Annotated in this window: 9 protein-coding genes and 2 tRNA genes; 10 read left to right on the top strand and 1 reads right to left on the bottom strand. The window is 57.6% G+C overall.

What is annotated here, in order from left to right:
* A partial coding sequence (locus AQ996_RS09925) for a SpaA isopeptide-forming pilin-related protein (protein ID WP_055251308.1) occupies positions 1 to 3,331 on the bottom strand: 3,331 nt, incomplete at its 3' end.
* Positions 3,332 to 3,628: 297 nt separating this feature from the next.
* Here AQ996_RS09925 and AQ996_RS04130 point away from each other — a divergent pair.
* The 10 genes from AQ996_RS04130 (at position 3,629) to AQ996_RS04085 (ending at position 12,577) form a co-directional block, all read left to right on the top strand.
* Positions 3,629 to 3,703, top strand: a tRNA-Gly gene (locus AQ996_RS04130).
* Between the two features lie 424 nt (positions 3,704 to 4,127).
* Complete coding sequence (gene purB, locus AQ996_RS04125; protein ID WP_055251306.1) at positions 4,128 to 5,474, top strand: adenylosuccinate lyase; 1,347 nt, start codon at positions 4,128 to 4,130, stop codon at positions 5,472 to 5,474.
* A gap of 128 nt (positions 5,475 to 5,602) precedes the next feature.
* Positions 5,603 to 5,866 carry a TIGR03905 family TSCPD domain-containing protein gene (locus tag AQ996_RS04120; RefSeq protein WP_055251303.1) on the top strand — a complete coding sequence of 88 codons (264 nt, stop codon included), beginning with the start codon at positions 5,603 to 5,605 and terminating at the stop codon, positions 5,864 to 5,866.
* Positions 5,866 to 7,077 (top strand): twin-arginine translocation signal domain-containing protein, encoded by a 1,212-nt coding sequence (locus AQ996_RS04115; RefSeq protein WP_055251301.1) that lies wholly within the window; start codon positions 5,866 to 5,868, stop codon positions 7,075 to 7,077. Before AQ996_RS04120 ends, AQ996_RS04115 begins: the two co-directional genes overlap by 1 nt.
* 153 nt (positions 7,078 to 7,230) lie before the next feature.
* Positions 7,231 to 7,953: a response regulator gene (locus AQ996_RS04110; RefSeq protein WP_006236208.1), complete on the top strand. Its 723-nt coding sequence runs from the start codon at positions 7,231 to 7,233 to the stop codon at positions 7,951 to 7,953.
* A gap of 11 nt (positions 7,954 to 7,964) precedes the next feature.
* Entirely contained in the window at positions 7,965 to 9,530 is a 1,566-nt protein-coding gene (locus AQ996_RS04105; RefSeq protein WP_055251299.1) for a sensor histidine kinase, read from the top strand.
* Positions 9,531 to 9,648: 118 nt separating this feature from the next.
* The gene (locus AQ996_RS04100) at positions 9,649 to 10,527 is read left to right on the top strand and encodes a phosphoribosylaminoimidazolesuccinocarboxamide synthase (protein ID WP_055251297.1); all 879 of its coding nucleotides are present in this window, start codon (positions 9,649 to 9,651) and stop codon (positions 10,525 to 10,527) included.
* Positions 10,528 to 11,103, top strand: coding sequence for an ABC-2 transporter permease (locus AQ996_RS04095; RefSeq protein WP_055251296.1), 576 nt, complete (start codon positions 10,528 to 10,530; stop codon positions 11,101 to 11,103).
* An 89-nt stretch (positions 11,104 to 11,192) separates the two neighbouring features.
* Positions 11,193 to 12,473, top strand: a complete 1,281-nt coding sequence (locus tag AQ996_RS04090; RefSeq protein WP_055251294.1) for an aminopeptidase — start codon at positions 11,193 to 11,195, stop codon at positions 12,471 to 12,473.
* Positions 12,474 to 12,501: 28 nt separating this feature from the next.
* A tRNA-Lys gene (locus AQ996_RS04085) sits at positions 12,502 to 12,577 on the top strand.
* The last annotated feature ends 388 nt before the right edge of the window (positions 12,578 to 12,965 follow it).

The following is a 12,965-nucleotide window of genomic DNA, read 5'->3' as shown; positions in this document are numbered from 1 at the left end:
TTGCCGGTAGGTCCTGCGGTAGGGTACAGCGTTGAATGACACTGTCCTCGTCATGTGACTCAAGTTTATCGCCGCCGCCGTTGCGGCAAAGATCGACGCGCGCGCTGTTGGTGAGTGCAGTTTGGGGTGTATAAGCCGACGTTGCCCGCATGTGCACGACTGCGCCCCGAGCATCTGTGCCAAGGATTGCTCTGGCATCGTCAAGGTCGTCGTGCTCATCTTTGAGATCATCGCGGGTCCAAGAATCCGCATCGCTTCGAGTCGTAAAGTCGGCGGATACCGCACCGTATTCAATTCGAATGCCCGTTACGACGGTATTGGATGCAAGGTCGAGTTCTTTCGCCTCGAGTGTGGCGGATTCCGTGGTCGAGACATCCGCCTTCCAGAGGTGCCAGCCGTCGTAATCGACGAGGCGGCAATCTTCACCCAGACTCTCTTTTACTTCGTCGGACTCAAGCCAAGGATTTTCGTGCCCATCGTCAAGCGTCGCGTTTGCCGGCTCATCGACGTCTGTCGAGTCCAACGGCGTCGTGCGATACCACACGTTGCACAGACCGTTGAGGTCGCCGATGGCGACGGGGGTTTCGATTGAGACGAATCTCGCCGTGCCGTCTTTGGCGCACTCAAGATCATCGGTAATCGTAAACTCATCAACCCAAGTAGCGGAATCGTTTCGAGCATCGATGGTATAGGAGAAAAGCCCATCCGTATTGGTTTGCATCGCGGCGCGGTTTTTTCCATCGCCGTTAGCCAACAGACCCTTCCCGATAGGTTGGACAAGTTCCTGACGCTTGTCGACCTGTCCTTTGATCTCGATGGGCGCATCCTTCATCGCGACGGATTGGACTTCTCCCGTATCCTTTATTTCAAACGTTATCTCCTCGGCAAGGTCATAGGTCCGCGGAGACATCGTTTCGCGCAACGAGTAGGTGCCGGGTGCAAGATGTTCGATGCGGTGCGGCTTGTCGGATGAGGTCCAGGAGTCTATTTCGGTTTTATCGGGACCATATAAGGTGAGCTGTGCGCCTTTCACTTCCTGCTCTCCGCTTGCATCGACCTTGGAGATATCAACCTTGGTATAATCGTCGGATACGTTAAGCCGTGCTTCCACAACGGGTGTTTTCTGGTCGGCATAGGTAAGGTCGACGATATGATGCGTCCGGTCGAGCAAGAAGCCGGTCGGCGCTTGAGTCTCGACAACCTCGTAGCGTGCGGTGCCAGATCCCAGTGGGAGGTTGTCCGCGCGTGCTTCTCCAGTTTCATCCGTCGTGACGGTAGCGACAGCCTCACCGTCGAGTGCGGCAATGCTACCGTCGGGGCGCACGATATCACCCGAGGCACGGATCTCAAAGATGGCGCCCGCGAGGCTGCTGCCGTCTACGGCATCGGTTTTAACGATCCTGATATTTCCGGTCGCGGCGTGGTCATAATACGAGGCGATTGCAACGGGCGTTAGGTTCATGTCGGCGGGTATGTTTACCTCGATTTCTTCGCCGACAAGATAGGGCTCTTTGGCCGAGGTTTCGCGTACATAATAGGTGCCCGGCACGAGCGATTCGGGCAGTGTGACGGTCCCGGTCGCGTCAGTCGTAAAGGTGTCCATTACGTTATGTGCTGGATACCAGCAAGTTTGTGAGACAGGTTCGTGATTGCTGTCGAGGAGTTGGAAGGTGAATCCGGCTAGGGGAACAGAAGCGCCTGTTTGGGCATCGCGTTTTACAATCTGGAGATGCGTCGACAGAGCGTGGTTGTCCACGATATATTGAAGCTCGGCGCCGTCGGAAATCTGATTTGCCCCGACGGTCCATTCCCCTGCACGTTTAAAACCCTCGGGGACGGTTTCCGGAACCTCGCGAACCGTGTAGCCGGCACGGTCGTATGGGACGGCTCCGTGGACACCGGCGGGTCGCTTGCCTGTGCCGAACCATGCTTCGGGCTGATCTTTGGTGGAGGCAAAGCCATAGATGTTTGTGGTCAGTGTGCCAACAACCTGCTGAGAGCTGTTGCTGACAACCTCAAAGACAACACCACCCGCCGGCTGCTCCAGGCCGGATTGGTCGCTATTGCCGTAATCCTTGAATTTGGAAATCTCAAGGTTAAACGCAATGGGGATATCGGAAACGCGAGATTCGATCTCGACCACGCCTGAATCGCCGAGCTGGTCGGCTCCAACGGTATAGGTCCAGCTGTCGTTGGATGGCAGGTAGCCCTCGGGGGCTTTTGATTCGTAGATGGTAAAGGTTCCTAAGGGGACATCGGCGAGGGTGGCCCGACCGCTTTCGTCGGTCGTGAGGATTTGTGCCCATCCAGGGGTTGATTGCGACACACACGTGAACTCTGCTCCTGCGAGCGAAGATCCCACCTGGTGGCCGGCATTCGTCGCGGCATCGAGTTTTACGATACGCAGGTTGATGGTGCCGGGCTGTTCATCAATGGCGACCCGCCCGCCGTCATTCCCCGTGGTAAAGGCAATACGATCGTGGCGGGGGACATAGCCGGCCGGCGCCTTCGTTTCAACTAGGTAGTATGCCGTGTTGGGCAGAAGTGTTGCTTGCGCTCGACCGTTGCTGTCCATCTTGATGGTGCCGACACGCGCGCCGCTGGCGCTCTCAAAAATATCGAATGTTGCCCCGGTAAACTGATAGGTATTGTTTCCGCTGGTAATAACGGTGTTAGCAGACTGCTTTTGGAAGGAAACAGAGACCGCCGGCAGTACATAGAGCATGTCTTGACGTTTGCTGCCGCCCGATACGGTTCCTATATAGCGCCGCGCGCGGTGCGGAGCGGCTTTGATGCTTCCTGATTTTGCGCTGTCGTGGAGCCACCGCGCAGCCGCCACGACTTCATTGTCGGCGGTAAAGTGCCCGCTCTTGGTTTTGCCCTGAGCGGTCGTGTAGGAGTAGGTGCCGTCGACATGGGTAGTGCCGTTGAGCATCCATACGGCAAGCTGGGTGGCGGCGCGGGCGCGATCGGGTGAAAGATGGTAACCGCCAAACGACGTGGCGGTAGGATATCCGTGACAAACGATTGCCGCGAACTCGTCGTCGAGCCACACCCAGCCTTGATCAAAGTTGAGCCATGGGCCGCCCGGCTTGGTGGGGCCGGGGCGCTCCTGGTTCATGCAGTAGGCAATCGAGGCGTCTTGAGCTTCATACTTGCCGATGAAGAAGGGCCCACAATCATCGCTAATAGTGCGGAAGCCGAGCTGGTCGTAGCCATCGACGGCAAATGCGGCTCCCGGTGCCAGACAGCCGAAAAGCAGGAAGAGGAGCAGGAGCAGCGGACCTGTTGCGATTGCGCTGTGGACAGAGTGCGTGGGTGCGTTGGACATGGCTGCTCCTTATTCCTCGTGCGCCGCATGGGGAGGTTGCGACGCGTAGGATGAGGCTACCCCCGAGGTTCATGCGGGTAAGTACCGGAGCCTGACCAAAAGCTTGCCCAATTCCTGACAAATTGAGCTCAAATACAACAATCAGGCAAAAGCGCAGGTAGAAGATAAGGAGAACAGGAGGCCAAAGGTCCTCGTCTCCACAATTGATGTGATTTTCAAACGAATCTCCACAGCTAAAACAAGCATCGCCACCCTTGTATCGAACAAGACAACCGCGTTATACTAGCCAACACACAAGCGGGCATCGCCAAGTGGTAAGGCATCAGCTTCCCAAGCTGACACTCGCGGGTTCGAGTCCCGTTGCCCGCTCCAGAAAAAGTAAAAGCACGACACCGTTCCGGTGCCGTGCTTTTTTCAATAAAGCGCCGGGACTCGAACCCGCCAGGGTGCGAGCGTAAAACAAAAGCGAAGCGTTTGTAGCGAGCAGGCGAAGGCGCCGGCAGGCGCCTGAAGCCGGTGCGGATTTGCGAAGCAAATACGCGGACGTCCCGTTGCCCGCTCCATCGAGCGCGGGAGACTTTGGGGCGGCCAATTCAACAAAGTCTTCCCCATCGTCTCCGTGAATCCGAGGAGATCGACCGCAGCCGGTGCGGATTTGCGAAGCAAATACGCGGACGTCCCGTTGCCCGCTCCAATTCCAAAATGTTAGGTTAATGCCTGCTGCCCATACTTGCACCTGCGCACGGTACAATGGTTGGGTTACGACCAACGTGCCAATAACCAAAAAGGAGCCGCTATGATCGATCGCTATACCCGCCCGGAGATGGGACACATCTTCTCCCTCGAGAACAAGTACGCCATTTGGCAGGAGATCGAGGTCCTGGCCTGTGAGGCCCAGGCGGAGCTCGGCAAGATCGGCATTTCTAAAGACGAAGCCCAGTGGATCCGCGACCATGCCAACTTTGAGAAGGCAAAGGTCGACGAGATCGAGGAGGTCACGCGCCACGACGTCATCGCCTTCCTGACCAACATGAAGGAGTACATCGACGCCGATGTTCCCGAGGGCGACCCCAAGCCCAGCCGCTGGGTTCACTATGGCATGACCAGCTCCGATCTGGGCGACACGGCTCTGTGCTACCAGCTCACCCAGGCCTGCGACCTGATCATCGAGGACGTCAAGAAGCTCGGCGAGATTTGCAAGCGTCGCGCCTTTGAGGAGCGCAACACGCTCTGTGCCGGCCGCACTCATGGCATCCACGCCGAGCCGATGACCTTCGGCATGAAGTTCGGCTCTTGGGCCTGGGAACTCAAGCGCGATCTGGATCGCCTTGAGGACGCCCGCAAGAATGTTGCCTTCGGTGCCATCTCGGGTGCTGTCGGCACGTACAGCTCCATCGAGCCGTTTGTCGAGGAGTATGTCTGCGAGCACCTGGGCCTGGTTCATGACCCGCTGTCCACGCAAGTTATCAGCCGCGACCATCACGCCTATCTCGCCGGCGTTCTTGCCACCACCGCGGCCACCTGTGAGCGCATCGCTACCGAGGTTCGCAATCTGCAGAAGACTGATACCCTCGAGGCCGAGGAGCCGTTCCGCAAGGGTCAAAAGGGCAGCTCCGCCATGCCGCACAAGCGCAACCCGATCACCATGGAGAAGGTCTGCGGTCTGTCGCGCGTCGTGAAGTCCAACGCTCAGGTTGCCTTCGATAACGTCGCCCTGTGGCACGAGCGTGACATTTCGCACTCCTCTGCCGAGCGCGTCGCCCAGGCCGACAGCTTCATCGCGCTCGACCACATGTTCCAGTGTCTCATCCGCGTTATCGACGGCCTGCAGCTGTACCCTGCCCGCATGATGGCCAACCTCAACAAGACCCGTGGTCTCATCTTCTCCTCCAAGGTTCTGCTGGCCCTCGTCGATACGGGCATCACCCGCGAGGACGCGTACGCCATTGTGCAGGAGAACGCCATGGCAACCTGGCATGAGGTACAGGATTGTGTCTCCGGCCCCACCTTTAAGGAACGTCTCGAGGCCGACCCGCGCTGCACCGTCAGTCAGGAGAAGCTCGACGAGATCTTTGATCCGTGGGACTTCCTCACCCGTATCGACACGGTCTTTGATCGTCTGGAGCAGCTGAGCTTCGAGTAGGTTCGGGCATAACGTTAGCTTTTTAGGGCGCTTTGCTGGTAATGTGTGTTGCCGGCAAAGCGCCTCGTTGCATTTAGGGAAAGACGGGGATAATAGTCGTCTCGAATAACATTCTGAGAGGGGATCGCATGATTTCGTTTGATTACAAGCCTCAGGGCGTGTGTGCTCGCAATATTCACCTTGACCTTTCCGATGACGGCAGCAAGGTGCTGGGCGTTGAGTTTACCGGCGGCTGCGATGGCAACCTCAAGGCCATCTCCAAACTGGTCGAGGGCGCTCCTGCCGATCGCGTAATCGAGGTTCTCGCCGGTAATACCTGCGGTATGAAAAAGACCTCCTGCGCCGACCAGCTCACGCGCGCTATCGAGGCCGCTCGCGCCGAGATCGCCTAATGGGTATCGCCGACCACATCAAGAATGGAATATCGCGCCGTGGCTTTGTGCTCGGCGGTGCTGCCGCGGGCGCTGCCACGGTGCTTGCCGGTTGCTCGAAAAAAACGGGCAGCAGCGACGATGCCGCCGGCGAGCCGCAGGTTATCAAGGACGATTCGAAGATTGTCTCGATCACTGATGAGTACGAAGCTGTTGATATCGATCTTGAGCCCACGGCCTCGTGGACGCTGCCGCTGGGCACGCTGCTGTACTACTGCGATGGCGACTACGCTGCCGCGATGATGGCGCCTGCTTCTGCCCTGCATGCCAATACGCTTGGTGTGCTCAACCTGGGCGATGGCTCGCTTACCACACTTATCGAGGATCCTATCGAGGGCACGGGATATGCTTTTTACGATGTCCGTGCCGGCGATGGCGTGTTTGCGTGGGTTGAGATGAACTTTGCCAATTCATCGTGGAAGCTCTACGCTCAAAATCTGTCGGGCGCTTCGCTCTCTGGCGACGTGGTTGAGCTCGATCGGGGTGGCAAGGACTATGATCCGCCACTGTTTACGGCGTTCGGGTCATCAGTCATCTGGTATAAAATGCCTTCGGCAGGCGGCAATAAAACGAGTAGTGATTCGTTTTGCTATCGTCGCTCGCTTGATGAATCTAAGGCCGAGACAATTTGGAAATCGACGGGCCGCTTTGCATCGGCCCCGCGTGCGAGCGACGGCATTTTGACCATCTCGCCGCGTGTTCGCAACGACGAGGGTGTCTACTACGGCATAACGGCAATCGATCTGACCGATGGCAACAACACCAAACGTGCCCAGCTAGTCCTTCCCTCGTCAGTCTCGCCTTTCGAGGCCGTATATATGGGCGATACCTTCGTGTTTTCTATCGAGGCGACCTATAGTGGCGTGGGCAGCCTGGGTAACATGGGCACGTATATCGGTAATGAGGGAGGGCCGTACCTCTTTCTGTCACGCGAACCGCTCGCATGTGCGGCTGGCAAGAAGAATAAATACCTTGTTAAGGTACAGGCATCGCATTTCCTGATCGATACCTCTGCCAAGACCTATGGTTCGCTGTTGTCGCCCGACCGCGCTTTGGAGTATGGCGATTATCCAGCTACGGCGGGAAAATCGGACTCATTCCTTACGTACGCCACGGTGCGCAACAGCCAGGGTATACCAGAGACGGTCACCGCACGCCTATTCTCTCTTTAAGCTTAGAGGGGTTAAAAAGGCGCCAACAGGGGAATAAACGCGTTGTAATTGTGAGTACCGCCCGCCGAGCTGCCGCGTCATAGTGGCATCCGGTGGGCTCAGGTGCGTTAAAATGAGCTTGTTCTTAGCTAATTGAGACAGGGGGGCCGTGTTATGGCTTCAGATGCAAAAAAGATTCTGCTGGTCGAGGATGAGAAGGCAATCCGTGACGCCGTCGCTGCCTATCTCGAGCGCGAAGGCTACTGGGTTGTGGGCGTCGGCGACGGCCAGTCCGCGATCGAGGAGTTCGAGAAGCATCAGTTTGACCTGGTCGTGCTCGACCTTATGCTCCCCAAGATCCCCGGCGAGCGCGTTTGCCGCACCATTCGCGACACCTCGGATGTCCCCATCATCATGCTGACGGCCAAGGGCGAGATCGAGGACCGTATTATCGGTCTTGAGCTCGGCGCCGACGACTATCTGATTAAGCCGTTCTCGCCGCGCGAGCTCGTCGCCCGCGTTCGCGCTCTGTTCCGCCGTGCCCATCAGGCCGACGAGCCCGCCGTCGAGGTACTCGACTTCGGCGATCTGGTCATCGATATCTCGGGCCACAAGATCTTGGTCGAGGGCAAGGAAGTCGATCTGACGGCTTCCGAGTTCAAGCTGCTCACCACGCTTGCTCGTCATCCCGGCCGTGTCTACAACCGTATGGAGCTGGTCGAGAAGGTGCTTGGGTACGACTTTGAGGGCTATGAGCGCACCATCGATAGCCACGTGAAGAACCTTCGCGCCAAGCTGGGCGATGATCCCAAGAAGCCCAAGTGGCTCTACACCGTCCATGGTGTCGGCTATCGTTTCGAGGCTCCGGCCAAGACCGATAAGTCGGACGAGAAATAGGGAAATCACATATGACACCTGCGCGCTTTGAAATCGGACAAAAGCACAAGCAGGAGAGCGAGGCGGGTTCCAAGGCTAGTTGGAACACGCCTCGTTCCGATTCGCGGCCAACGATGAGCTATCCCTCGCGCATGGCACTTGCTTTTGCTCTGACATCGCTCATGACGGTATTGGTGCTGGTGGGCGTGGTCTCTGTTGTGTGGGGCACGGTCTTTTCGGATTACACGCGCTCCAATATCGTCGAAATCGCAAATTCCGCTGCCGAAAAGCTTGCGACGTCGTATGAGGAAAACGGCAACTGGACTGCGGGCGAGCTACGTACGGTCGCGACATCGAGTTTGGTGTCCGACGACCTGAGTATGCAGGTCGTCAACAAGAAGGGCGTTGTCGTCTATGACGACTCATGGCCTTCGGCAAGTGCGACCGCCGATGTGCGCGAGAGCGAATCAGCGTCGAGCAGCTCGAGCGGTAAAAAAGCATCGCATAGCCCGGTCTCGTCTGCTCCAACCGACTCCGATAGCGTTGCCAACGTCGAAATCATAACGTCTTCGGGCGAGCATGTCGGACAGGTAAAGCTATGGGCCATCGGCTCCGATGCCTTGCTCACCAAGGCGGATTCTGCATTTAGGGAGAAGACCTTTAACGCCATGGCCCTCGCCGCGGTTGTTGCAATCTGCATTTCGGTCGTTATCGGATCACTCGTGTCGCGCATGCTCACCAAGCCGATTCATCGTATTACGAGCACGGCCAAGCAAATTCGCGATGGCGATCTGTCCGCTCGTACTGGTTTGCGCGGTGATGACGAGATTGATCAGCTGGGTGAGACCTTCGATGAGATGGCCACTTCGCTTGAGAAGGATATGAAACACGAGAAGCGCCTGACCTCAGACGTGGCTCACGAACTTCGCACTCCGCTTATGGCCATGCTCGCGACAGTCGAAGCCATGCAGGATGGGGTGTATCCCACCGACGACGAGCATCTGGAAACCGTTGCATCCGAGACACGTCGCCTGGCCCGTCTGGTGCAGCAGATGCTCGATCTATCGCGCATGGAAAACAGCACAGCGCCGCTCAACCTTGAGCCGGTGGACATGGTTCCCTTCGTGCGTTCCATCGTCAACGCTCAGGAGCGCCTGTTTGTTGACCGCGATCTGCGCTTGCGCTTTGCAGATGAAACCAAGGGTCACGACGATGTCGTCGAGGCCGATCCCGACATGATCACGCAGTGCGTCATCAACCTCATGAGCAACGCCATGCGCTACACCCCCGAGGGCGGTTGGGTCGTGGTGTCGGTGCTCAGTGACCGCAAGCATGTCAGTATTGCCGTTTCGGATACCGGCATCGGTATTGCCAAGGACGATCTGTCGCGCATCTTCGGTCGTTTTTGGCGCGCCGATGCCAGCCGTGCCCGTGAGGCGGGCGGTCTGGGCGTGGGCCTCGCCGTGACCAAGCAGATTGTCGAGCGCCATCATGGCTACATTTCCGTGGAGTCGGAGCTTGGAAAGGGTACGACTTTTACGATTCATCTGCCTCGCGAGCACACGGCGGACGCGGCATCTACTACAATGGAGCACTAGCTTTTCGCTATTCGGTGAAGGAGGGGTTTCGTCCCTGCCGCTCCGAGTTTGCGAAAACGTGCGGGAAAGAACCCGCATTACTGTCGTATTTTGGTAAGGAGTGACTCACGTGACAACGATGGAGCGTCGTCCGGATTCCCGTGGCAAGGTTCGTGATATCTACGATGCCGGTGAAAACCTGCTGATGGTCGCCACCGACCGCATTTCTGCGTTCGACTTCATTCTTCCCGACGAGATTCCGTTTAAGGGAGAGGTGCTCAACCGCATCTCGGCATTCTGGTTCGATAAGTTTGCCGACATCGTTCCCAACCACCTCGTTTCCATCGACCCGGCGGATTTCCCCGAGGAGTTTGTCGAGTATCGTGACTACCTCGCAGGCCGCGCCATGCTGGTCAAGAAGGCCCAGACGATTCCTATCGAGTGCATCGTCCGCGGCTATCTGACCGGTTCGGGCAAGAAGACCTATGACGAGAACGGCACCGTCTGCGGCATCCAGTTGCCTGAGGGCCTGACTGAGGCCTCCAAGCTTCCCGAGCCGCTGTTCACGCCGTCCACGAAGGCCGAGATCGGTGACCACGACGAGAACATCTCGTTCGAGCGTTGCTGCGAGATCGTGGGCGAGGACATCGCCACGCAGATTCGCGACCTTTCCCTCAAGATCTACAAGGCTGCCGCCGAGTATGCAGCGACCCGTGGCATCATCATTGCCGACACCAAGTTCGAGTTTGGTGTCATCGATGGCAAGGTCACGCTGATCGACGAGTGCCTCACGCCCGACTCCAGCCGTTTCTGGCCTGCCGCCAGCTACGAGGAGGGCAAGATTCAGCCCAGCTACGACAAGCAATTCGTCCGCAATTGGCTCAAAGCCAACTGGGATATGACGGGGGAGACCCCGCACCTGCCCGCCGAGGTCATCGATGGCACGTCCGAGCGCTATCGCGAGGCCTTCCAGATCATCACGGGCTCCCAGTTCACAAGCATGAAGGAGAACGCATAAGTGAGTACCCGTAGCGCCACGAACAAGCGCACGCAATCCCACGAGGTTACCGGGGTTGCGCGCAAGTCCGCCGCATCCGCCAAGCCCGCCCGTCAGGCAGCGAGCTCTGTCCGCGTCGTGCCGGCTTCGTCTAAGGCACGCCGCAAAGAGCTCGAGAAGGGCGAGAACCTCGAGGGCCTCTCTAAAGAGGAGAAGCGCGCCCGCAAGGCTAAGCAGCGCGCCAAGGAGGATCGCATCTACACGGTGTCGAATATCCTTCTCAAGCAGGATGAGGACTACACCAAGCGCCGCCGCATCTGGTGGGCCGTGCTCACTATCGGCATGGTGCTCGTCGTGGCCATTTGGGCTTCGCTGTACTTCGCTCCCGCTGGCATGGTGTCCAGCCCTGTCCAGATGGTCGGCATCGTTTTGTCCTACGTCGTCATTTTGGGTGACTTCATCTACGACTTCGTTCGTATTCGTCCCCTGCGCAACATGTACCGCACGCAGGCCGAGGGCATGTCCGAGAACAAGCTCAACGCCCTTATCGAGCGCTCGGCTGCCGAGGAGGACAAGAAGGACTCCAAGAAGAAGTAGCGTTTGCATGCATACTTATCGCTAAGATATAAGGCGCGTCGTTTTTGCGGCGCGCCTTTTTACTGTTCTATAGATAGATGGAGTGGCACATGATTCGAGCTGCCCTGACGGGCGAAGAGGCTCTGGAGGGCATGAAGGCCCTAGAGCCCAAGATAAAAAACTATGCGCGCCTGGTTGTCCGCAAGGGCGTAAACGTCAAGCCCGGCCAGGAGGTTGTCGTTCAGTCTCCGGTCGAGTGCGCGCCGTTTGCGCGCGTGGTGGTCGCGGAGGCCTATGCCTCCGGTGCCGGTCACGTGACGGTTATTTGGGCCGATGACGCCGTGACGAGGCTCACGTACGAGCATGTCGAGAAAAGCTATTTTGAGCAGACGCCCGAGTGGAAGCGCCTGCAGCTTGATTCACTGGCCCAGGATGGTGCCTGCTTTATCTTTATCGAGGGTGCGGACCCTGCCGCTCTTAAGGGCATCGATCCCGCTAAGCCTGCTGCAGCTTCTAAGGCAAGGAACACGCAGTGCAAGGTCTTCCGCCGCGGACTGGACTACAACATCAACCCGTGGTGCATCGCCGGCGCGCCGGTCGTTGCTTGGGCGCGCGAGGTGTTCCCGGGAGACGCCGATGAGGTTGCAATCTATAAGCTGTGGAATGCGATTCTGCACACCGCTCGCGCCGATGGCCAGGACCCGGAGAGCGACTGGGAACTCCATGACGCCGCATTCGAAAAGAACCTGCGTTTCCTGAACGACAATCGTTTCGACTACCTGCATTACACCTCGGCAAATGGAACCGATCTGACGATTGGCATGACGAAAGGTCACGAGTGGGCCGGCGGCAAGGGCAAGACGCCCGATGGGCACCCCTTCTTCCCCAACATTCCCACCGAGGAAGTCTTCACCTCGCCTGATCGTATGCGTGCCGACGGTATCGTGTATTCGGCTATGCCGCTCATTCACCACGGTAACAAGGTTGACGATTTTTGGATTAAGTTCGAGGCGGGCCGCGTAGTGGACTACGATGCCCGCGTGGGTAAGGCGACGCTTGCGAGCATTATTGACACCGATGAAGGTGCCGCTCATCTGGGTGAGGTCGCGCTTATCTCCAAGAACACGCCGATCCGTGAAAGTGGCGTTCTATTCTATGACACGCTCTATGATGAGAACGCTAGCTGCCATCTCGCGCTGGGTGTCGGTTTCCCCGAATGCATCGAGGGTGGGTTTGACATGTCCAAGGAGGAGCTCCTGGAGCATGGCGTAAACGTCTCGAGCACGCACGTCGATTTTATGATCGGCACGGACGATATCGATATTACGGGCATTACGCCTGATGGACGTGAAGTTGTGATTTTCCAGAACGGCCAATGGAGTTGGGAATAGTCCCAGACCGTGGTACAATGCCACCCGCGGGCCGTTAGCTCAGCTGGCAGAGCAGGGGACTTTTAATCCCAAGGTCCAGGGTTCGAACCCCTGACGGCCCACCATAGAATAGAAAAGCGACTGGCGGATGCCGGCCGCTTTTTTGTTGCCGCGACACGGGTTCGAACCCGAACTTCTCTATATATAAGAACGCTTGGCGAACAAAACCTGCCTTTTACCGACGGGAAACAAATAGCTGATGCTTTTGGAGTAAAGTGGCGCTCCAGAGATGACCGATGCCTTAACACCTATAAACCAGCTGGTCATCGCCAATATCAGAAGCCAATGCTTCAGTTTTAACCTCAGTGATGCGACTGAGGGACCTATTCATTTGTGAACAAAATATGGAGTGCGCGATTCCCGCCCACGGCGCCCCTCCGGTCTGGCAATATATCTCCTTGCCGCGCGGCCCGGTCGGACCGGATCAGCCGCCAGGCGTGCACCTTGAGAACC

Source organism: Collinsella aerofaciens, from assembly GCF_001404695.1.
Classification (GTDB): Bacteria; Actinomycetota; Coriobacteriia; order Coriobacteriales; family Coriobacteriaceae; genus Collinsella; species Collinsella aerofaciens_E.
Note: the sequence above shows the minus strand (reverse complement) of the source record. Positions and strands in the feature narration are given on the sequence as shown.

Excerpts from the sequence above, each read along its gene's own strand:
- AQ996_RS04105 (WP_055251299.1), top strand. The coding sequence starts at position 7,965 with ATGACACCTGCGCGCTTTGAAATCGGACAAAAGCACAAGCAGGAGAGC.
- AQ996_RS04110 (WP_006236208.1), top strand. The coding sequence starts at position 7,231 with ATGGCTTCAGATGCAAAAAAGATTCTGCTGGTCGAGGATGAGAAGGCA.
- AQ996_RS04090 (WP_055251294.1), top strand. The coding sequence starts at position 11,193 with ATGATTCGAGCTGCCCTGACGGGCGAAGAGGCTCTGGAGGGCATGAAG.
- AQ996_RS04120 (WP_055251303.1), top strand. The coding sequence starts at position 5,603 with ATGATTTCGTTTGATTACAAGCCTCAGGGCGTGTGTGCTCGCAATATT.
- purB (WP_055251306.1), top strand. The coding sequence starts at position 4,128 with ATGATCGATCGCTATACCCGCCCGGAGATGGGACACATCTTCTCCCTC.
- AQ996_RS04100 (WP_055251297.1), top strand. The coding sequence starts at position 9,649 with ATGGAGCGTCGTCCGGATTCCCGTGGCAAGGTTCGTGATATCTACGAT.
- AQ996_RS04115 (WP_055251301.1), top strand. The coding sequence starts at position 5,866 with ATGGGTATCGCCGACCACATCAAGAATGGAATATCGCGCCGTGGCTTT.